Source organism: Micropruina sp. (assembly GCF_047602085.1).
GTDB lineage: Bacteria > Actinomycetota > Actinomycetes > Propionibacteriales > Propionibacteriaceae > Micropruina.
On the sequence record NZ_JASGID010000006.1, the window covers coordinates 176,537 to 198,116 of the forward strand.

General features: G+C 65.1%; 19 protein-coding genes. 6 read left to right on the forward strand and 13 right to left on the reverse strand.

All coding sequences use genetic code 11. The features are described 5' to 3' along the window. Nucleotides 1-10 precede the first annotated feature (10 nt). From QM721_RS12425 to aroE, 11 genes are all read right to left on the reverse strand, one after another. Entirely contained in the window at nt 11-694 is a 684-nt protein-coding gene (locus QM721_RS12425; protein WP_415122439.1) for a TetR/AcrR family transcriptional regulator, read from the reverse strand. 44 nt (nt 695-738) lie between these two features. Beyond that, nucleotides 739-918 carry a hypothetical protein gene (locus QM721_RS12430; RefSeq protein ID WP_415122441.1) on the reverse strand — a complete coding sequence of 60 codons (180 nt, stop codon included), beginning with the start codon at nt 916-918 and terminating at the stop codon, nt 739-741. Nucleotides 919-980: 62 nt separating this feature from the next. After that, nucleotides 981-2,384: an MFS transporter gene (locus QM721_RS12435; RefSeq protein WP_415122443.1), complete on the reverse strand. Its 1,404-nt coding sequence runs from the start codon at nt 2,382-2,384 to the stop codon at nt 981-983. A 104-nt stretch (nt 2,385-2,488) separates the two neighbouring features. Then, a complete protein-coding gene (locus tag QM721_RS12440; RefSeq protein ID WP_415122445.1) occupies nt 2,489-3,484 on the reverse strand; it encodes a shikimate dehydrogenase in 996 nt (331 codons plus the stop codon). Then, on the reverse strand, nt 3,481-4,341 hold the full coding sequence (locus tag QM721_RS12445) for a sugar phosphate isomerase/epimerase family protein (protein ID WP_415122447.1): 861 nt from the start codon (nt 4,339-4,341) through the stop codon (nt 3,481-3,483). Before QM721_RS12445 ends, QM721_RS12440 begins: the two co-directional genes overlap by 4 nt. A 10-nt stretch (nt 4,342-4,351) precedes the next feature. After that, nucleotides 4,352-6,118 carry a thiamine pyrophosphate-binding protein gene (locus QM721_RS12450; protein ID WP_415122449.1) on the reverse strand — a complete coding sequence of 589 codons (1,767 nt, stop codon included), beginning with the start codon at nt 6,116-6,118 and terminating at the stop codon, nt 4,352-4,354. Between the two features lie 23 nt (nt 6,119-6,141). Further along, nucleotides 6,142-7,095 (reverse strand): citryl-CoA lyase, encoded by a 954-nt coding sequence (locus QM721_RS12455; protein ID WP_415122451.1) that lies wholly within the window; start codon nt 7,093-7,095, stop codon nt 6,142-6,144. 9 nt (nt 7,096-7,104) lie between these two features. Next, entirely contained in the window at nt 7,105-8,544 is a 1,440-nt protein-coding gene (locus QM721_RS12460) for an aldehyde dehydrogenase family protein (RefSeq protein ID WP_415122453.1), read from the reverse strand. A 755-nt stretch (nt 8,545-9,299) separates the two neighbouring features. Beyond that, nucleotides 9,300-10,667, reverse strand: coding sequence for a DUF222 domain-containing protein (locus QM721_RS12465; RefSeq protein WP_415122455.1), 1,368 nt, complete (start codon nt 10,665-10,667; stop codon nt 9,300-9,302). Between the two features lie 308 nt (nt 10,668-10,975). Then, nucleotides 10,976-11,314, reverse strand: a complete 339-nt coding sequence (locus QM721_RS12470) for a hypothetical protein (protein ID WP_415122457.1) — start codon at nt 11,312-11,314, stop codon at nt 10,976-10,978. A gap of 1,330 nt (nt 11,315-12,644) precedes the next feature. Continuing rightward, nucleotides 12,645-13,475, reverse strand: coding sequence for a shikimate dehydrogenase (gene aroE / locus QM721_RS12475; protein ID WP_415122459.1), 831 nt, complete (start codon nt 13,473-13,475; stop codon nt 12,645-12,647). 45 nt (nt 13,476-13,520) lie between these two features. On the opposite strand from aroE, the gene QM721_RS12480 reads away from it, so the two are divergent. The 6 genes from QM721_RS12480 to QM721_RS12505 all read left to right on the forward strand — a co-directional run bounded on the left by QM721_RS12480 (nt 13,521) and on the right by QM721_RS12505 (nt 19,248). After that, nucleotides 13,521-14,156, forward strand: coding sequence for a LysR substrate-binding domain-containing protein (locus QM721_RS12480; RefSeq protein ID WP_415122461.1), 636 nt, complete (start codon nt 13,521-13,523; stop codon nt 14,154-14,156). A 149-nt stretch (nt 14,157-14,305) separates the two neighbouring features. Next, nucleotides 14,306-15,835: a hypothetical protein gene (locus tag QM721_RS12485; protein ID WP_415122463.1), complete on the forward strand. Its 1,530-nt coding sequence runs from the start codon at nt 14,306-14,308 to the stop codon at nt 15,833-15,835. 22 nt (nt 15,836-15,857) lie between these two features. After that, nucleotides 15,858-16,490, forward strand: coding sequence for an ABC transporter ATP-binding protein (locus QM721_RS12490; RefSeq protein WP_415122485.1), 633 nt, complete (start codon nt 15,858-15,860; stop codon nt 16,488-16,490). A gap of 2 nt (nt 16,491-16,492) precedes the next feature. Beyond that, nucleotides 16,493-17,692 (forward strand): ABC transporter permease, encoded by a 1,200-nt coding sequence (locus QM721_RS12495; RefSeq protein WP_415122465.1) that lies wholly within the window; start codon nt 16,493-16,495, stop codon nt 17,690-17,692. A gap of 225 nt (nt 17,693-17,917) precedes the next feature. Beyond that, complete coding sequence (locus tag QM721_RS12500) at nt 17,918-18,271, forward strand: hypothetical protein (protein WP_415122467.1); 354 nt, start codon at nt 17,918-17,920, stop codon at nt 18,269-18,271. A 107-nt stretch (nt 18,272-18,378) separates the two neighbouring features. Next, entirely contained in the window at nt 18,379-19,248 is an 870-nt protein-coding gene (locus QM721_RS12505) for a hypothetical protein (protein ID WP_415122469.1), read from the forward strand. 75 nt (nt 19,249-19,323) lie between these two features. Here QM721_RS12505 and QM721_RS12510 read toward each other — a convergent pair whose 3' ends face one another. Both QM721_RS12510 and QM721_RS12515 read right to left on the reverse strand, forming a co-directional pair. Beyond that, a complete protein-coding gene (locus QM721_RS12510) occupies nt 19,324-19,944 on the reverse strand; it encodes a response regulator (protein WP_415122471.1) in 621 nt (206 codons plus the stop codon). Further along, nucleotides 19,941-21,029 carry a sensor histidine kinase gene (locus QM721_RS12515; protein ID WP_415122473.1) on the reverse strand — a complete coding sequence of 363 codons (1,089 nt, stop codon included), beginning with the start codon at nt 21,027-21,029 and terminating at the stop codon, nt 19,941-19,943. The genes QM721_RS12510 and QM721_RS12515 overlap by 4 nt, the downstream gene beginning before the upstream one ends. Between the last annotated feature and the right edge of the window lie 551 nt (nt 21,030-21,580).

The following is a 21,580-nucleotide window of genomic DNA, read 5'->3' on the forward strand; positions in this document are numbered from 1 at the left end:
ACGTCCCACTTTACGCCGGTGTGGCGAGCCACGCGCAGATCATCTCGGTGAGGTCGGCGATGGCGGCGGCCAGTGATTCGTCGGTGTTCATCAGTACGCCGAAGGTGGCGGCGATGGTCGGTGCGTTGGTGACCCTGAACAGAGCGATCGCGCTCATGTACAGGTGCAGGTCGACGGCATCGACCTCGCGGACGAAGCTGCCGTCGGCGAGGCCCCGGGCCAGAATGCGGGCAGTGGTCTGCAAGATCGGCAGGTTGGTCCCGGCCTGGCGTGCGGATTGCCGCAGGTGCATGGCGTCGAGTGCGTTCTCCGACGACACCAGCCGGGCCAGCTCGGGGTGGGTGGCGTGCCAGCGGAAGGTGTGGTCGATCAGCCGGGCCAGGGCCGCGCGGGGTGGCAGGCCGCTCAGGTCGAGCGCCTTCTCGGCGGCCCGGATGTCGGCGTAGGCGCGTTCCAGGACGGCGGTGAACAGCCCGTCCTTGTCGCCGAAGTAGTAATAGATCATCCGCTTCGTGGTGGAACTCTTCGCGGCGATCTCGTCGACCCGGGCCCCGAAGTAGCCGACCCGGGCGAACTCGGCGGTGGCGATCGCCAGCAGTTCGTTCTTGGAGCGTTTGGCGCTGCGTCTCTTGCGTGCAGGTGCGGCCGCAGGCTCGGGCGCGGGGGCGGGTGGGGGCGCTGGCTCGGCCGACATGAGCGTCACTGTACGCTGCGCCGTTCGTGCGACATCGCGTTCATCTATCGGCGCTGCCGCAGCAGCAGTACGACGTTGATCAGGCCCGAGACCGCGCCGACGCCGAGGAAGAGCCAGCCGAACAGTTGGGCTGTGCCGACTCCGGAGGTGGCCATGTACCAACCGGCCAGCAGCAGCAGGACGGCCATCGCGACGCCGATTCCGGGACTGGTGCTCGATTTCATCACAAGCTCCTGACTGGGTGGGCGGCGGTGGTGGCCGCCCACCCAGAATAGGGACGCCGGCGCTACGCCGAGGCGGCGGCCTTGGCGGCCTTGGCGTCGGCGATGGCCTGTTCGCGCAGGCGATTGTATTCAGCCTCCGGCACGGGTTGTGCCCCGGGCACGCCCAGGTCGTCGCCACGCAACCGGAAGGTCTCAGGAGACTTCCAGGCGGCGACCGAAGCGATCACACAGAGCGCGAGGGTGAGGGTGCCCACGGTCATCACCACGTTGGTCGACCCTGGCGGCGCCACCAGCGGGAACACCAGCACCATGGCCGAGGAGGCGACGGTGCCCAGGTTCTGGGCGATCGCCATCGAGGTGACCCGGGTCTTGGTCGGGAACAACTCGGGGTAGAACGCCGGGAAGACGGCGTTGTAGCCCTGGTACACCGCGCCCCACATGACCAGTGAGAAGACGATCGCCAGCGGCACGTTCGACTGGCTGATCGACCACAGGTAGCCGTACGACATCAGGCCACAGAGGACCGGGGCGAGCATCATCGGGATGCGCCGGCCGATCTTGTCCGACAGGTTGCCCACCAAGGGGATGACGATGCAGGCGACCACGTTGCCGAGCAGCGGGATCCACAGGTAGACGTCGGGGTGGAAGCCGATGCCGTAGCTCTTGTTGGTGGCGTAGGTGGCGCCGAAGATGGACGTCGTCACGGCGACGATGTTGGTCAGGGCCATGCAGAACACCCGGCCGATGGTGCCCGGGTTCTCCCGGAACGCCTGCTTGATCGGCGACTCGGCGACGGTGCCCTCTGCCTGCTCTTCCTGGAAGGCCGGGGTCTCGTCCACCTTGCGACGGATCAGGTACCCGGCGACGACCACACCGGCGCTGAGGGCAAACGGCACCCGCCAACCCCAGGTGTGGAAGGCGTCCTCGGACAGGTAGTGGGCCAGCGGCAGGAACACCGCGGCGGCCAGGATCTGGCCGAACTGGGTGCCCTGCAGGGTGAAACTGCCGAAGTAGCCACGGCGTCCGAACGGCGCGTGTTCAAGGATCATCGAGCTCGCGCCCGAGATCTCGCCGGCCACGGCGAAGCCCTGCACCAGGCGCAGCGCCATCAGCATCGCGGGCGCCAGGATGCCGACCTGCTGATAGGTGGGCAGCACCGCCACCAGCATGGTCGAGATGCCCATCAGCAGCATGCAGAGCACCAGGACGTTCTTGCGGCCGTGCTTGTCACCCCAGGCACCCAGGACGAAGGCGCCGATCGGGCGGGCCACATAGCCGACCACGTAGGTGCCGAGCGCACCGATGATCGCCATCCGGGGATCCCGGCTGTCGAACATGATGGTCGGAAAGATCAGCGCGGCGGCCTGGGCGTAGATGAAGAAGTCGTAGTACTCCAGGGCACTGCCGATCCAGCCGCTGGCTGTTGCTTTTCCGGTTTGTTTTTCGTGTGTAGTTACTGCGGACATGAGAACCTCTCGTTCAGGGGCCCGGAGGGCCGTTGAACGCATCGCCTTCGATGCGTGGCCGGTGAACGCCCGAGGTAGTGGACGGCCCCACCGGAGGTTGGGGTTCAGGCAACCATTGCCCGTACCCGAGCGTGCATTCGCGGGGCGTCGGGTGTGACTCCCGTGAACAGCTCGAACGCCCGGACGGCCTGTTCGGCCGCCATCCCGGCGCCATCGACGGTCCGGCACCCAGCAGCACGGGCGCGGACCAATAATTCGGTGTGAAGGGGGAAGTACACGATCTCGGAGACCCACAGCTGCGGTCGCAGCAGGCCGGCGTCGATCGCACAGCCGGGGTGGGTCGCCATGCCGACCGGAGTCGCGTTGACCACCCCCTCGGCCTCGGCCAGCGAGCGAGCCAGGTCGACCCCGACCTGGACCCGATCGGGACCGAAGATTCCGCGCATCCGTTCCACCAACTGCCGAGCCCGCTCGCTGTCGATGTCGTGGATGATCAGCAGCGGCGTGCCCAGATCCAGGGTCGCGTAGGCGACCGCGGCGCCGGCGCCGCCGGCGCCGATTTGCACGACGGTGCCCCGGCAGGCATCCGGAAGAACGTCGGCGAAGGGCGTCTGGTAGCCGCACCAGTCGGTGTTGTGTCCGATGGCGCGGCCCTCACGCAGCACCACGGTGTTCACCGCGCCGAGTGCGCGCGCCCGATCGGAGAGTTCGTCAAGGCTTGGAATGATCGCCTGCTTGAACGGATGAGTGACGTTGAAGCCGGAGAATCCGGACGCCCGCGCCCACTCGATCACGGCGGGCAGGTCGGCCGCGGTGATGGCCCATTCCAGGCTGTCGAGAGTCCGGTAGGACAACCACAGCCCCTGCTCCCGGCCCTCGTATTCGTGCAGCCCGGGCGTCCGGGAGGCGCCGATGCCCTCGCCGAGCAGGAACAGCCGATGGACGGCGGGCCGTGCGCCGGCGCCCCAACCGGTGGTCCGGCTGACCGTCGGCCACCGGTCGGCGCCCGGCGCGGGCCAGGGGGCCCCGGTCTCGGGGTCGGGCCGCCGGGTCAGCAGTGCCTGATCGAGGCGGCTGCCGATCGACTCGGTTCCGGTCATCGGACGGCCTCTCGTTCGGTGCGGCATTCGCGGGCGAGATAGGACCGCGAGGTCTCCAGGCAGCGCCGGGCGTGCCCCTCGGCGCCCAGCCGTGCGACATCGGTGGCGCTGGGGATCTCCACCGAATAGACCAGCGGCGGCAGTGCGTCCAGCACCGCGGCGGGGTCGGTGCCGCCCTCGCCGAGATAGTTGCGGCCCTCGCGGATGATCCGTGCCATCTCGTCGACGTCGGTGGGGATCGGGCCGGGGGCGTCGCAGATCTGGACGAACTCGAACCACTCCCGCGGCATGGCGGCCAGGTCGGCGACCCGCTCGCGCGAACGGTGAAAGTGGTGCAGGTCGATCATCAACCGGGCGTTCGGCTCGTCCACCTCGCGCAGCACCGCGACCGCGTCGGCCATGGTCGTGACGGCGGCCAGCGCCAGCCATTCCAGGTTGACCGTCAAGCCGTACTGCGCGGCCAGCCGGCAGAGCCGTCCGAAGGCGTCCACCGAGTAGCCGTGGTCGGAACTCCAGATGCTCGACAGGAGGTGGCCGGCGCCGATGGCGGCGCCGATGGCGAGTTCGGCCTCATAGCTGTCCGGATCGACATCGTCGGCGATCCGGGCAAGTTCAATGTCGTGCACCGGCAGACCGGTCTCGGCCAGCGCCTCGCGGGTGGCGTGCAGGAGGGCCGGGTTGCGGGCCAGGGAGTGGTCCGTGCCGGGCAGCCCGTCGCAGATCAGCCGAGGGCTGACGTAGTCGTAGCCGGTGCGGGCGGCGATCCGGACCAGTTCCGGGGTCGGGGTGTCGATGATCGTCAGGTGCCCCAGCGCGTACTGCTGGGCCTGCTGCTCGACGCTGAGCGCGGCGGTCATGATCGGACGCTCACGAGGTGGCGGCGTGGTGGATGCCGGCACCGGGGGAGTAGATGTCCATGATGTTCCAATGCCCGGACGTGGGCGTCGGCACGTTGATCATCGACACGTCGATCACCACCGGGACGCCGGCCGCGATCGCCTTCGCCAGGGCCGGCTTGAACTCGTCCGCGCTGGTCAGCGTGACGCCCTGGACGCCGTAGGCGCGGGCGATGGCGCCGAAGTCGGTCGTCACCGGGCCGTCCGCGTTCTCGAAGACGGTGCCGTAGGTGGTGTCGAAGTGTGCCTTCTCCAGCCCGGCGATGGTGCCGAACGCGTTGTTGTTCATCACCACCCAGACCGCGGCGATGCCCTTCTCGCGGGCGGTGTAGAGCAGGCTCGGGTTGGCGCCGAAGCCGCCGTCGCCGACCAGCGACACCACCACCCGCTCGGGGCAGGCGATCTTGGCGCCGAGGGCGGCCGGGGCGCCGAAGCCCATGGTGGCGAAGCCGCCGGGGGTGAACACCGAGCCGGGGGTGAGGATGTCCATCTGCTGGGCCATCCCGTTCTTGTTCCACCCCACGTCGGTGGTGATGATCGCGTCGGCGGGCAGCACCTCGCGGACCTCGGCGAGGATCCGTTCCGGACGCATCGGCCAGGCATCGCTGGCCACCGCCTCGGCGTTTCGGGAGCGGAAGTCGTCGCGCTGCCGCTTGATCTCGGCCAGCAGTTCCGGCCGTTGGACGCCGTCCGGAGCCAACCGCTTGGCGGCCTCGACCAGTGCCGCGATGGCCGGCTTGAGGTCGGCGACGGCGCCGACCTGCAGCGGATAGTTGCGGCCCAGTTCCTCGGGGTCGATGTCGATCTGCATCAGCTTTGTGTCGGGGATGCGGAAGGTGTACTTCTCCTCCCACGACGAGCTGTCGGCTTCGGCGAAGGTGACGCCCAGGGCCAGGATCCAGTCGGCGTTGCGGGTCGCAGCGTTGACGAATTCGGTGCCCCAGAAGCCGGTCATGCCCAGCACGCACGGGTTGTCGTCGGCGACCGCGCCCTTGCCCATCAGGCTGTGGCTGACCGGAACCTGCAGGTGGTCGACCAGCGCGGCCAGCTCGTCCGCGGCGTCGGCCAGCACGATGCCGCCGCCGACGTGCAGCAGCGGACGCTCAGCGGCCAGCAGGTTGGTCACGATCTGCTCGGCGACCGCCGGGTCGAGGCCCGGCTTGGCCAGTTCGGTGGTGCCGGCCATCGCCTTGTCGAAGGTGGCGACGTCCACCTCGGCGGAGAAGATGTCCATCGGCACGCTGACCAGGACGGGGCCGGGGCGTCCGCTCTGCGCCAGCCGGAACGCCTTGTCGAGGATCTCGGCGAACAGGTGCGCAGACTCGACCCGCCAGGCCCGCTTCACGAACGGCCGGTAGATCTCGTGCTGCGCGCCGTCGGCGTGCAGGTTGACCTCCTGGTGCGGGTGCTTGCCGTAGTAGTGCGAGGGAATGTCGCCGGCGATGACCACCATCGGCACCGAATCGAGGGCGGCGTTGGCCACGCCGGTGGCGGCATTGGTCAGGCCGGGGCCGAGGTGGGAGAGCACCACCGAGGCACGGTGGGTGGCCCGGGCGTAACCGTCGGCGGCGTGGGCGGCCAGCTGTTCGTGCCGGGTGTTGACGAACTCGATGCTGCCCGACTTCGACAGGGCCGCGAGCACCGCGATATTGGTGTGCCCGCACAGTCCGAAGACGTGCTTCACGTCGCGGTACTCGAGGTAGCGGACGAGCTGGTGCGAGATCAGGTCGGTGGTCATCGGTGACTCCTGGTTTCGGGTGCTCAGGCGGGTTCGGTGGGCTGGGCGGTGGTGGGGCCGGACGACGCGGCCGAGGAATGGACCGAAAAGAACCGTCCCTCCGTGCCGCTCGGGTCGGCGTCCGGCAGGTCGCGGCGGGGTTCGCCGGTGTAGCGGTAGGGGATCTTCGGCGTCATCGGGCCCTTGATCCGGCCGCCCTGGCCGGTCTGCTCCCAGGCGTGGGCGAGGATGCCGACCGAGCGGGACAGGATGAAGATGCCGCGGCCCAGTTCGGGGGCGAAGCCGAGCTCGGAGTAGATCACCGCGGTGGCGCCGTCGATGTTCATCGGGACCCGGCGGCTGCGTCCGGCCGAGATGGCCTCCTCGACGGCGCGTCCGATGGTGGCGAACCGGCCGCTCACCGCGCCCTTCGCGGCCAGGTCGTCGACCAGGCCGAGCAGTCGCGACGCGCGCGGGTCGAGTGGGTGGAAGCGGTGCCCGAAGCCGGGTGCGTACCTGACGCCGCGCTCATTCCAGCGGGCCCAGACGGTGGTGGCTGCTGCGACCGCGTCGGCCTCGGCGAGCGGGGCGTCCGGGCCGTGACCCTGGTCGGTCAGCTCGGCATCAATGTCGCGGTACAGCTCCATGCACTGCTGGCCGGCGCCGCCGTGCACGTCGTCCAGCACGTTGATCGCGGACGCCATCGCCCCGTTGAGCGGCAGCCCGCAGGTGACCGACATCCGGCTGATCGCGATCGACGGGGCGTGCGGCCCGTGATCGACCGACGCCACCAGCGCGGCTTCCAGCAGGGATGCCTGGTCGGCGCTGGGCAGGTCGCCGCGCAGCATCAGCCAGATCATCTGCGGGAAGCTGATCCGGCCGATCAGCTGCTCGATCGGGTAGCCCCGGACGCCGATCGTGCCGGGGTGGATGTCGATGATGTCGGTCGACCACCAGTTGTGGGCGGCCTCCACCAACTCCTCGGGGGACTGGGTCATCGGGGTGCCTCAGGCGTCCGCGGGCTCGAGGGCCGGGTCGTAGAAGTCGCCGAACAGCTCCTCGTCACTGGGCTTGTCCTCAGGGATCGGACGGGCCACCCAGGTGGTGTTCAGGTAGTGCTTGAGGTGCACGTTCTCGCTGGTGATGTTGCCGCCCCAGGTACCGCAACCCATCGACGAGGTCATCGGCATGCCGTTGTTGAACGCGCCCGCGTTGGCCTTCGACTGCGGTTGGCGGACCATGATCCGGGAGACCGGCGCGGCCAGGCCGAGGCGGTGGATGTGGTCGTCGTCGTGGGAGTAGATGCCGCAGGAGTGGCCCTTGCCGCCCACCTCGTAGACGGTGCGCATGGCGTCCAGGGCGTTCTCGAACTCGCCGGAGTAGCGGTGCACGGTGAGCAGGGTGGTCAGCTTCTCGCGCGAGAACGGGAACTCGTCGCCGATGCCGTCGCCCTTGACGAAGAGGAACGTCGTGCCCTCGGGCACCTCGAAGCCGGCGTGCTTGGCCAGCTCGGACGGCGCGATGGCAACGGTGTCGGGCAGCCGGTGCGCCTCGTCGTCCCACATCACCTTCGCCAGCGCCGCACGCTGCTCACCCTCGGCGAGGTAGCCGCCCTCGGCCTGCAGCGCGGCGATCATGTCGTCCCAGATCGACTCGTGGATGATCAGGTTGCCATCGGCCGAACAGCCGGAGCCGAAGTCGGAGGTCTTCGAGATGCGGCTGTTGCGGGCGGCGATCGCGACATCGGCGGTCTCGTCGATGATCATCGTCGAGTTGCCGGCGCCGACCCCGTAGGCGGGGGTGCCGGAGCTGTAGGCGGCGCGCACCATCGGCTGCCCGCCGGTCGCGATGACCAGGTCGGACGCCGCCATCAGTGCCTGCGACATGGCCACGCTGGGTTGGGTGATGCACTGCAGGATGTCGGCCGGGGCGCCCTCGCGCTCGAGCGCTTCGCGCATCAGCCGGACGGTCTCGAAGGTGGTCTTCTTCGACCGCGGGTGCGGGGAGAAGATCATCACGTTGCGGGCCTTGACGCAGTAGATCGCGTTGCCGGCCGGGGTCAGGTCGGGGTTGGTGGTGGGCACGATGCAGCCGATCAGGCCGACCGGCTTGCCGTACTTGACCAGGCCCTTCGCCTCATCGGTCTCGATGACGCCGACGCTGGGCTGGCGCAGCGCGTCGCGCAGCACGCCGCGGATCTTCATCCGCTTGCCCATCCGGCTGACCGGGTCGCCCAGGCCGGATTCCTCGATGCCCTCGTGCACCAGCCGGGTGAAGGTCACCTTGTTGGCCACCGCCCAGGCGATCGCCTGGCAGAGCCGGTCGACCTTCTCCTGGTCGTAGGTCTCGATGACCTTCTGCGCGGCGCGCGCTTTGGCCAGCAGGTCGTCGAGCTCCTGCTGCTGCTCGGGCCGCAGGGGCTTCGGTTGGCTCGTCGTCGATGCCATCAGTGCGTCTCCCAAGTGTGAATCGCGAGGTCGTGGGGATCAGTATGCATAGAAATTGGTCGTTTGTGAACCATCTGGTTAGTTAAGCAGGTTGTCGACGCGAGGCTTCCGAGCGTCGCCCCGGTTGACGGGCTGGGATCTGAGGAAGCGCTGAGTTTCGTTGGTCGAGCTTGTCGAGACCTCGGCGTGTGCTGGCTGGCAAGGGGTTTCGACGTCGCTCAACCAAAGGGGGTCTGGTTGATCAGCGCTGCCCTGCCCTGAGGAGTCGCTGATTCTCGTTGGTCGAGCCTGTCGAGACCTCAAAGATGCGTCTCCGGCAAGGAGTTTCGATTGGCTCAACCAGCGGTGGTTGCGTTGGCCGGCGCTGTCCTCAGCGGCTCGGAGCGAGTTGCCTGGCCTCTGAATCGGCCCGCGAGGTTTGCTGGCCCGGCCTCGGCTGTCGCCCTGCTCGCTAGCCGGTTGGCGCGCGGTAGCGAAGCTCGCAGCAGCAGGTGTGCTGACTCGAAGGCGAAGGCGAGATGGCCATGCCCTGCCAGCAACTATTCGAGGAGGCGCTCCGGGCGCCATCGCGACGGGCCTCTGCCCGGCGGTCAGGTGAGGCGCATGCACGTGCCGCGCGTACTGCGGCCATGCGGCACAAGGCGGCCGGTCGGAGAATCCGCATGATCGGTGACGCGAGCTCGGAATCAGCCATGGAACGACCACGAATGGGGGCTGCGAAATTGCTGTGCGACTCGGGTTGTGCGCTCTTCGGTTTATGATTCCGACGAGGCCGATAGTCGTCCGACATCCATTCCTGCCCGGCCTGCGGTGTGCGGCGGCTCCGTTGCAGTGATTGATATCTCCGACTGTTCAGGTGATCGGTACCGTTGGTGACGTCGAGGCCGCCGGTGTCGGTCGACAAAACGGGGTGGAAGTACCTCTGGTGTCCCATCGGGTGAGATTTGGATCTCCCATTGCAACCCGGGAACCCGTTTCCGGTCGGGTTCCAGCAAATTATGGTGATGTTTGCACAACAAACACAGATTCGACAACGCCGTCGCTCCACCTCGGGCCCAGGGGACGATGTGGTGGGCGTCGCAGTCAGCCGCGGGTCGATCGCACCCGGGGAACACGCATCCCCGGTCTCGGACATGGAGAGCGTGCCGGATATCGGGAGTGACGAGGCGGTGTTCGCGGCCCACGTCGAGCACGCCGGAAGGGCCGCCCAGAATCACGGGTAGCACACCGGCATCACAGGCGAACTGACGCAACTGGCCGGCGGTCAGTCGGGTGCCGTCGGCCAGTCCGGCGCCGTGGCAGTCGCCGAGTAGGTCGTTGTAGTCGATCAGGATCGTCAGGTGCGGCCGGTCGCCACCATGCCGGGGAGCGTCGCGGTGGATCGCGATCCGGCGGGCCAACTCCACCAGCGCATCAGCGCGACGTTGCGGCCACGATGGTTGCGGCACTCCTGGATCGCGGAGTTCCAGGGCGGTGCGGTGCATCTGTTGCGCGAGTGCTTCGATCTGTTCCTTGATCAGGGCAGCATCCGCAGTAGGCAGGCTGCCTTTGATTGTGGTGGAACCGTGCCCATCGTCGGAAAAGTTCAAATGCCGGGCTTGTTGGGCGTCGCGCAGTTCCCGTTCCTGCCGTTTCGCCTCCGCCTCTTCCGCTACTTCGGGGGCGACCACCTCCAGCAGGTGGCGGGACAGGCCGGCCAGATAGTGGCTGTCGAACTGGTCGCAATGGCCGACCATCGTCACTTGTGCTTTTGCTTCGGCTTCGACGCCCAGATCGGCGGGCAGCTTCTTCAGCACCTGGGTGACTGCTTGGGCTTGCCGGTCGTTCGCGCGGCCGTCGCGTAGCGCGTCCCCAAGTTGGGTGAACCGGTGCAGATCGGCGGCGTGGTGCACCATCGCTGAAGCCTGGCCATGGGTGTAGTGCAGCTCGGCTGCCAGCCAACTGGTGGTGGGGATGCCGTGGGCGGTCATGGCTGCTTCGGCCCGGTCGACTTGGCCGAGCACGGTGTGCACCACGCCCGACAACCGCGACTGCACCGTGAGCAGATCAGCGACCAGCTTCAACTGCTTCCGATCCGTCAACAAGGCCATGTCGTAGTCGAGGCGATCGAGCAGAGCGGCCACGGCCGTGGCGAAATCTGCCACCGCCGTCCCGACTTCTGCTCCGATATTCATACCTGGACCCTAAACGTCGCCACTGACAGTTTTCGCGACCAGCCGTCCGGGAATGAATCCCGTAGCGAGACTGATCGACTGATTCATGAAAACCACGGTAGGCACCCGCTCTGACAGATTTCAGCCGACGAAGGGCGGATCGAGAGCATTTGTGAAACTGACAACACTCACGCTGTTCTTGACAACACATGCGACAACACCCTTTCGGTGGCCGGTGCGCTAGTTCGTGGCCAGTCCCATGTTTTCACTTTTGGCTCCTATCGGATGCCGCCCACCGTGCCGGACCGCACGCGACAGCGGCGTCGTCGGACCAAGACGATCAGATACACAACCCACAGTGCGACGAACGGTGCCGCGTAGTACTTCCACATGGCCATGGCAACGATCGAACCCCCGATGAGTCCTCCGACAGGCTCGCCCGAGGCGACATAGGCGACGCGATAGATCACCCACTGCTCAAGCGGTGGAAGAGTAGTGAAGCCCACCGCGCAAGCGATCGTGGGCCACTTGGGTCGATCCGTCCGCCAGCGGGGCCAACCGAACAGCCCGAGGGCCAGCACCAGAGTCACCCAGCCGAACATCCACACCACGGTCATACCTGCTCCCAGTGCTGCGCAGTGTCGGCGTTGCGGGTGTCCAGATGGGTGGCCGATTCGCTGTCCGTCGTGCGCCCGAGACTCGGGGACGGCGTCCGAAGCGGTGGACAGCAGCAACGGCTGCTCGGTGAGTTAAAGATCCCAAAGATACTTGACAATGAGGGTTCGGTTGGGCTGGACTTCGGGCACCGACATGGTTTCGACGAGGAAGCCTGCGATGCACCGGAAGCTATTATACCGTCTCGTTTCACTGGTAATCGGATGTTCTGTGCTCTTCGCCACTCAGGTTAGCCTTGCACAAGCGGATCCCGGCAATGATCTCCAGGTGTGGGTCGTGCGCACAGATGGACAATCATGGGCAGACGCACTTAAGGAACTGTCGAGGTCGGAGACCCCTGGGGCGGCAGATGCACAATAGACGCTTGAGTACCATCGCGAACGCGGCGTCAAATGGTGCAAAGACTTCACCCTGCTACGGCCGTAGTGGCAGTGACACCAGATGTTTCTATAGCTGACAAGAATATTGGGGGAGTGCATGCATGAAGTGACAACGGCAGACCTCGACGCCGTCTTGGTTGACCGTCCGGATCCTGCTCGCTTATGTTTCGGCAGGAACCGTTGACGCGCGTGGCTTGCGTTGTCGTTTGACCTTGTTGATGTCACCCGCAAATCGCGTGAAGTTGAGTGACTTCTTTGATGTCTCAGGAGACGGAGACGACTCGCGGCAAGGCAAGATCTGGGTGCGCGCGACGGAGGTTGACCTTCCCGTCGAGATTGTAGGAGGCTATGCGACTGTAGACGACGAACTTCTTCGCCGCGAGGTTGACTTCCGAGTGCCTTAGCCGCTTGAGTTCCCACTCACACTCGGTCTGGAGTGGGTCGTCGCGAATGTGAGTGCCTCGGCGGTGGTGTCTGGAGCGGAGCTGGCGGTGTTACGTGAGCGAGTTCAATCGCAAGGGGACGCCTTCACTCGGCACGATGCTGAGTGAAGAATTGAGTCGGCCAGACTTTTCCAGAACGGACTCAGCATTTCGACAGAGAATGGGAGTCTCGGCAGCGCTGCCCGAACCCAACAACACAACCCCAGTTACACCGTTAAGTTGACAGACCCACACGACCCTCGTCAGCTTCACACGATCCTCAGCCGTCAACGCGACGACATGATCCTTCAGCCTGGGCACGATACGACTCCTCCCGATCAAGCATCAATCAGGACAAGCCAATCCCACCCATTACCAAACCATTAGGAGCGACACTCTACTAGTGGCGACGGTTGGCGCTCGTCACGCGACGGGTCTTCGCGGCGAGCAGAGGGGACGTTCTCGATCGGCTATCGCGCTGCGGAGAGGCGTTCGATGACGGATCGCGTGGGCGGGCGGACGCCGTGCCACCAGGCGAAGGAGTCGGCGGCCTGCTCGACCAGCATGCCCACGCCGTCGGCGAGCCGTCCGACGCCGGCCCGCTGCGCCAGGGTCAGGAACGGCGTCGAGCCCGTGCCGTAGACCAGGTCGTACGCCGTCCCGGACTCCCGGAAGACGGAAGACGGAACCGGTGGCAACTCGCCGGACAGGCTGGCTGAGGTGGCGTTGACCACCAGGTCGAAGTCGCCCATTCCATCCAGATCGGGGTAGCCGCACGCGTGCAGGACGGATGGGTGCCCGACTTCGGCGGCCAGGGCCTCCACCTTCGCGACGGTGCGCTCGACCAGCACCAGTTCGGCGGGAGCGGCGTCCAGGAACGGCAGCAAAGCTCCCCGGACGGCGCCCCCGGCACCCATCAGCAGGACCCGCAACCCGGCCATCGGGACGTCCAGGTTGCTCTCGATGTCACGCCGCAATCCGGCACCGTCGAAGTTCTCGGTGTGGATCGTGCCGTGCTCGAAACGCAGCGCGTTGGCGGCGCCGGCCAGTCGCGCCGTCCGGCTGGCTCGTCCGGCGAGGGTAAGGGCTTGCTGCTTGAACGGCGCCGTGACGTTGGCGCCCCTACCGCCGCTGCTGATGAACGAGGTCACCGCGTCGGCGAACGCCGCAGGTGGCTGCGGCGATACGTCGATGGCGCGGTAGTCGAGATCCGCTCCGGTGGCTTCGGCGAACCAGCCGTGGATGAGTGGCGACTTGCTATGGCCGACGGGGTGCCCGAACAGGGCGTAGTGATCGGTCATGACGCCGCGAACAGTACGCGGTCGGCCTGCAGTCACATCACCCTGTTGCCGCCTCTACTGGAGCGGGTGCGGGCGTTGGCGCCCGGCGTCCGGCTGAAGGTGACCCGCGTCGACAGTGCCACCGAACAGGCGCTGACTACTGGGGATGCCGATCTGGCGACCGGCTATGCGCCCTGGCTGGGTGGCGTGATCGCGACGCAGCCCCTGTTCGAGCAGGACTGGGTCTGCCTGGCCAGTCCCCGGCACCCTCGCGTCCGGGAACGACTCGGACGCCGCCGCTACGTCGCCGAAGGGCATGTGGCGATCACCGCCGGCACCGGCGCGACGCTGCTGCACCGCGCCCTGACCACGCAGGGGATCGAGCGTCGGATCGTCCTGGAACTCCCCGGCTTCCTCGGCCTGGGCGCGATCATCGGCAGCACCGACCTGCTGGCGACCCTGCCGCGGCACATCGGCACCACGCTCGCCCACGGCAATGATCTGGCGCTGTGGCCCCGCCCGCTGCCGGTCGAACGGTTCGAGGTGGCCCAGTACTGGCATCCGCGCTTCGACAACGAGCCGGGCAGTCGCTGGCTACGTGAGCTGGTCATGGGGTCATTCAGAGTGCGTATCCCCCGAGGCGGAAGACCCGATCTCGGTGAGAATTGGCTGAGTACCACTACCCGGACGGGTAGTTCTTGAAGGATACGTTGCCCAGCTTGGCAGGTCATGCGAGTCATGCCTGAGGAGTCACGAGATCCGAAGGTGATGATTCAGTACATGCGCTTTGTGAGCGGCGCCCATGTGGCGAGTGGTCCTGTCTGGCTGGCTCTCGGGTCAAACTGCAATGTGTGCCCAGCCGGGGCATGGTAGCCGGCGCCGTGTTTGGGCGCAGGGCTGCCAACTCAAGTGGAGTCGATACCGGAGCGGAATCGGCATCCGATCCGCCAGCATCGCGCTGGACCTGGCGCCGGTGGTCGATCATCTTCTGCGTTCTTCTTGCACTGGGGGCGGTCATCGCATCGATTGCAGTTGTTCGATCACCAGAGACGGCCGAGCAGCGAAAGCCGAACCGAACTGTTCTTTCCGCACCGGTTGAACGCCGAGCGCTGGTGTCTAGTGTCGTCACCCGAGGAACGGTGAGCCCGATCGGCGACACCCCGGTTTCATGTATGCCTGTATCCGCCGGCAGTGACGTGACTGTGTTTACCAAGCCGGCGACAGAGGGAGCGTCACTACGCGAGGGCGATCTGCTCGCGGCGGTCAATGGTCGCCCGGTGCTGGTGCTCCGCGGCAAGACTGCAGCCTTCAGGACGATGCGCCCGGGCGTCTCTGGGGTGGATGTCCAGCAACTCCAATCGGGCCTGAAGCGTCTCGGCTACCGGATCAGTGACAAGAAGGGCGTCTTGGGCGCGAGCACTCAGAGGGCATTGATGCGCTGGTACGCGGCGGCCGGGTTCTCCGTCATCGGGCCCACGATCGAAGAATCGGCCGCATTGCGCTCGGCGCGCGATGCGCTCAGTCAGGCCGATGCCCAGGTCCAGTCAGCAACCGGCGCGCTACGTGATCTGCGGGCAGGGCCATCTCGCAGCGAACTGCTGAGTTCGAGAGTGGCAGTGGATCAAGCAAGAGAGCAGGTTCGAAAGGCTGCGACGGCGGACGGCAGAAGGCTCGCCCTCCGTGAGCTGGAGATCGCGCGAGCCAGGGACCGAGAGCTCCGAAAGGGTCCTGATCTCACGGCGGCCAAGGCGGCCGTGAGGAGCGCTACAGCCGCTCGTCTCAGTGCCAAACAGGATCTCGCCACCGCAACCGCCGCGACGGGGGTATCGGTGCCGTACTGCGAGGTCATCTTCCTTCGGAAGCTCCCGGTGACGGTCACCAAAACTGGGGCCTCGAACAACTCGGGAGATGACCCTACGACGTCTCCGACAGATGTCTGGGCGAAGCTTGCACCTGGCAAGCTGCTGGTCCGTAGCGAGTTGACCGAGAGTGATGCCACGTTGGTGCAGATGGGTGCCCCGGTCACCTTCCGCGCTGATGGAGCCACAGAGGATCTGCATGGAACCGTGACCGCCATGAATGACGATCATGGCCAGGCGACAGTCGAGGTCACGCCCAAGGTGGCCTTCGACCATGCCGACCAGGGTGCAAACCTGCGGGTCTCTATCACGGTCGGCTCAACCGCTGGTGAGGTGCTGGTGGTGCCGCTGGCCGCAGTATCGGGGACAGCGAGTGGTCTCGCCCGAGTTCAGAAGGTCACACCGGCGGGTATGAGCGAAATCGTGGTTCGCGCGGGTCTTGTTGCGGACGGCTACGTCGAGATCGCAGCAGTTCAAGGTGGCGCACTGGGGGTGGGAGATGAGGTCGTTGTCGGACAGTAATCCTCTGCTGGAGTTGCGGCAGGTGAGCCGTCGGTTTGGTGATCTCGACGTACTGCACCCAACCGATCTGATCATCAATGCCGGCGACTACCTGGCGGTGACTGGTCCGTCGGGATCCGGAAAGTCGACGTTGCTCAACGTGGTTGGACTCCTTGATCGGCCCACGGCTGGCAGTGTGCGGGTCGCAGGCCAATCCGTCGATGGAATAGCTGATCATCTGCGTTCGGCCATTCGTGGAAGCACGATCGGGTTCATCTTCCAGGCTTTCCACCTGCTTGGCAGCCGCACGGCCACTGAGAATGTCGAACTGGGCATGATGTACCGATCAATCCCACGCGCCGAACGCCGCAACCGAGCCCGGAGCGCGCTGGCCCGAGTGGGTCTCGAGCATCGCATGAATGCCCGCCCGGCGACGCTGTCAGGTGGTGAACGTCAGCGAGTCGCGATCGCCCGTGCGCTGGCTTCCGACGTGCAGTTGCTGCTAGCGGATGAGCCCACCGGGAATCTCGACTCCGCGACAGGGGATCGGATCTTGGCCTTGTTCGAAGAACTTCACACCGACGGGCTCACCTTGGTGGTGGTGACGCACAGCCCGGAGGTAGCCCGGCGGGCAGAACGCCGTCTCGTCATGATGGACGGCATCCTGATGGAGTAGCTGTGATTGAACTCTCTCGGCTGTCTTTCCGTGACATTGCGAAGGAGGTCTGGCTCGACCTAAAGGCACGCCCTGGACGCTCTTCACTCACCGCGCTGGGCACTATGGTCGGAATTGCTGTGCTGGTCAGCACGCTCGGCCTGGCAGCCAGCCTTGACGCGCAGATTGCGGCGCGATTCGACGCACTCTCTGCGACGGAGATCGCCGCGAAATCTGCGTTGCCTGAGCACTACAGTGCGATTCCCGTCGATGCAGTTGATCGGGTTCTGCGCATTCATGGCACGGTGGCCGCCGCTACTCTGTCAGAGATCACTACTGCCACACGAGTCACGGGGACCCCTGGCTACGACCCAACGGCTGCGGCGAGCAGCGACATCACGGTGTTCGCGAGCAGCCCAGCAATGGTCGATATCGCACAGGGGGTGATGCGCGGAGTCTATTTCAACAGCTGGCACGACGCGACGAAGCAGCCGGTCGTGGTGCTCGGGCGCGGTGCGGCGGAGCGTCTGCGCATCGCTGACGTCAGCGGGCGGCCCGTCGTGTTCATCAACGGCCAGCCAGTCACCGTCACGGGGATCCTGGACGCAGCTCCCCGTCATTCAATCCTGCTGCAGGCGGCTATCGTGCCGCAGGGGTACGCGGAGTCCAAGCTAGGGCTAGTTGGGGCTGCGACGTTATTGGTAGAGACCGAGGTAGGTGCGGCTGAAGTTGTTGCTGATCAGGTGGGGCTTGCGATCCGCCCGGACCAGCCGGACATCATCAGAGCGGATGCGCCGCCCTCTCCAGAGCTCACTCGGCAGCAGGTCGCCGACGATACCCAGAACCTGCTTCTCGCGCTCGGCGCGATCAGCCTCATCATCGGCGGCATTGGTATCGCCAATATGACACTGGTCTCTGTTCTCGAGCGCACTCCCGAGATCGGACTACGCAGGGCCATCGGTGCACGTCGCCGCCATATTATCTCGCAATTTCTGTTGTCCAGCGTAGCTACGGCGATTATCGGTGCGCTCGCTGGCGACAGTGTCGGAATGATAGTCACTGCGACCGTGGCGACTATTCAGCAGTGGCCACCAACGATGCCGACACTAGTACCCATCCTAGGTCCGCTGGTTGGTGCGGTTATCGGCTTGCTCGCCGGCCTGTACCCCGCGCTTCAAGCTGGCCGCATCGAACCAATAGACACGTTGCGGTCGAACGGATAGGCGCGTGTCGCGAGAAGCATCCAGCATCCAAGGCTCCGCGTCCTCGTCTGTGGCGCTATCTCGTCCGAGTCGCTCGCTACCGGATCGGGTAATCGGCCGTCCTGCTAGTTGGCCAGTTGGGCGCGGATCGCGAGGACGCTGACGCACCAGGCGTGGACGGCTCGGCCGCGAGTCATCAAAATAGTTGGCACGTTCAATATCTAGGTCAAGGAAGCAGGAAAGCAGATGGGTTTGAAGCGGATAGTGGCAGGCGTGTCAGTGGCGGGATTGGCTGCGGGCGGGTTGGTGGCGAGTCCGGCTGTGCCTGCTCATGCAGCCGTCACGTGTGTCGCGGGTGATCTGTGTATCTACGATATTCAGACGAGCACGCGAGGGCGGATTCCCGGAAATGTGCGCAACTGGGCCAATCTGACGGGGGGATGGGGTAATCGCGCTGATGTTTTCGACAATATGGGCACACAATGCAATGTCGACATCCATGCCAATACAGACTTCGGAGGGAGTTTTACGATTCTCCTGCTAGGGCAGTCTTTGATGCGAAGCAACTATGGCAAGTCGAACCGCTGGTGCCAGCACTGAATTTCCGGCGTGGGCCGAGGCTGCACGGCGTCGTTGCGGCCCTTGCTCTTCTCTTGGCAGCCTGCTCCACAGAGCCCACAGGTCCGAGTAGTGGGACGATTTCGTCTGTGTCCTCGGCCAGTGCGTCAGCCACAGTCATCGCTGAGCCGTTCAACGAGCTGTTTGCGATCCGTTATCAACATGATCGCGAGCTCCACGATGCGCGCGAGTTGGCTACGGCTGCCTGCATGAAGAGTCGTGGTTTCGACTATCGTCCGCGAGACTACGTCAAGCCTTTGAGAGAGTCCCGAAGAATTGGTGATGAACAGTATGCGACCCGCGAAGGATTCGGATTGTCGCCAGATGGGCCCCCCTTGGTGTCGCAATCGCCGGATGAACTAAGAACTCTCGGCCCCGCGGCGGCTGCGGCGTGGACGGAAGCATATTTTGGCCGCCGGATCGACCCGCAGCAGATAGCCAATGGTCAGTCTGCAGATAAGTCGATAGTCGTCATCGACAACGGTGAGGATGGCGTTGTCTATTTTCGTAAGGATTCCTGCATTGCGGCGGGAAGGCAGGCGGTCGAAGGAGATCTGGTCGAGTGGAGTGCGGTTGACGGCAAGCTGCAGTCGATGCGCAACGATGTGATCCGGGCTGTTGAGTCAGATCCGCGGTACGTCGAAGCCATGACTGGATGGGCCTCATGTATGCGGGAAGCTGGGTACGGTGCCAAGAGCCGCCAAGAACAGATTGAAGAGCTCCTCAAGGCCATCGACCTTGAAGGTGGGAAGAGCGGATCTCTCAAAGAACGGGAGATCGCGGTCGCGACGAGTTCGGCGCGATGTGAGGTGTCACTTGGCATCGGCCCGCTGTACCAATCCTTGCTCAACGAGCATCAAGAAGTTGTGGGTCGGGTCAATGAGGGGACAATCCTTCGCTTCCAAGAACTGGAGCGGGAGGCGGAGAAGCGCGCTGAAGAGCTGCTGAGTCGTCGTTGACAGGCATGCCTTTACCCGCGACTATCAGTGCCGCTCCCAGGCATTGGCTTGAGTGCGGACCCCCAGTCGGTCGGATTATGTGTCGACGCCGAGACGCGTCGCTGCAACGGCAAGTGTCACCCGGTTGTGCGCACCAAGCTTCTCGCAGAGTCTATTGAGATGATATTTGACCGTGTTAGCGCTTAGACGCACTTGGGTGCTGATTTGCTCATTGCTCATGCCGCGGGTGAGAAGGCGCAAGATTTCTACCTCGGTATCGGAAAGTGGGGTGTCGACATAGGGTCGTTTGAGTTTCTGGCTGAACCGCGGCGAAAGAACCGCCAGGCCGGCGCACGTCGCACGAATAGCATCCGCCACGGCATCAATGGATGCCTCCTTGTAGACGACGCCGGCTGCGCCTGCGGTTAGCATGTCCGCAACCGACTGTTGATCAGACAACGATGTGTAGGCGAGGATGTGGATCTCTGGGTAGTCTTTCTTGATCATGCGAGTCAACTCGCCGCCGCTAAGGTATGGCATTGCCATATCTACCAGCATAATGTCGGGCTGGCTCGTCGACAGCGCGGCAAGGGCATCGTGGCCGTTGGCGAATGTGGCGAGCACGCGCATGTCGGGGTGCTCGCGCAGAAGCTGTTGAACGGTGCGGCGTACTAGGAGGTCGTCGTCGACGATCATCACCGTGATGAATGCTCTCATAAGGGAATCCTGACTTTACTGATCCACTGAGACTCGGTTCGCTCGGTGATCAATTCGCCGTCAACAAGTGCCAGCCGTTCTTGAGTGCCGGCAAGGCCGAGGCCGGGAGTCGCCGACGTGATCGGCAGTTCTGCGGGTAGGTAGTTGATGAACACCACCTCCAATGCGCGCTCTTCTGCGCTGACGATGATGGCGCAGGGGCGCGTGGCATCGGCGTGCCGCTCAATATTGGCACACATCTCGCCGATAACGGCATGAAGCGTCGGTAGAAGGGTGCCTGGAATGGCGTCGAAGTCACCCTCGACCGTGCTGTCTACGGTGATGCCATGTGCCCGGAGCTGATTTACAGCTTGAACAAGGTTGGAGGGAGCCCCAGGCGCGGAGGTGGTGACGAGTTGACCCTGTGTCGCGTCGCGGAGCAGGGAGAGCATCCATCTCAGTTCAGTTGAGGCTCGTTGGATTCCTTCGACGGCGGCATCGAGCTCATGCGAAGGAGTTCGACTGCGGGCGGCCTGTACCCGGAGCGAGGCGCGGGCGAGTTCGCGTGCGACGGTGTCGTGTAGACCCCGAGCCAACTCGATCCTTTGCCCCTGGATGGCGGCGGCTTGGGCTCGCTGGAGCGCCTGGCGGTATGAAGTGAACAGATCGCCAATGACCCACATGGTTCCGATCAGCACGGCCCATGCGGCAATGGCGATGGGCCATGCCGGGTGGCCCTGCGAATCCTTGTATGTCAGGGCGGCTAGTAGTGCAGCGTAGGCGCCTGTCATCCAGAGACGTTCTCGGCGTTCGCCACGTACGCCGGTCCCCAAGATCGGGATCAGAGCCGCATACTCCGCGAGCGATGGCCATCCGGTCGGCATGAAGACCAGCCCTGCAAGCACAAGCGCTAGGCTGGCTCCCGCCCACCGTGGCCAGCAAGAGGTGAGCGCTGCGGCAAGGAAGGCGCTCAGGTCGACGGTGACCGCGCCCCAATTGCCGTGCTGCGTGCCGAAGGCAAGCGTCAGCGACGCGAGTAGCCCGGCGAGGAGGACATCAAAGTGCCGTTGCAGCGCTCTGGCCGGCCACTTCAAATCGGCGGTCACGCGGAACCTCCCTCACCCCGATCTTGTCAGCGCATCAGGCTACTCAAACAGCTCGCTCATTGGGGGGTTGCCCGTGAGCCGCGATTCATTGGCTATCCGATCAGGTAGTTGCTGGCCCTGAGTCGCCCGGACGGACAACGCTCGACGTGGCAGGTCGGATTGGAAGCCGATCATGCGCAGTATGCGTGTAGCCCTTCTGCGTTCTCTTGTCTGCGTCATTGCCATGTTGCTTGCGATTGGGTTCGGTGCCGTGCCGGCCCCGAGCACGTCGAGCGCCTCGCCCGGAATATGCGACATCTATCCGTACTGGCCCGGATGTCCGAGATGATCCTGGCCGCGGCTGCCCGCATGTGCGGGGCATCCCCGGTTAATCACAACGCTTCTGTCGGGCGAGCGCTGAAGCTGAGCTTCAGCGCTCGCCCGCCCAGCCTTCGGTGATGGCCTCGTTCATCTCGTCGATCGACAGTGGCTTGGTGACGTTGTTGTCTATGAGGCCGATGGATCCGTCGACCTCGACCGGCTTTCCCGTGCGCGCCGCCTCGACCACGGCT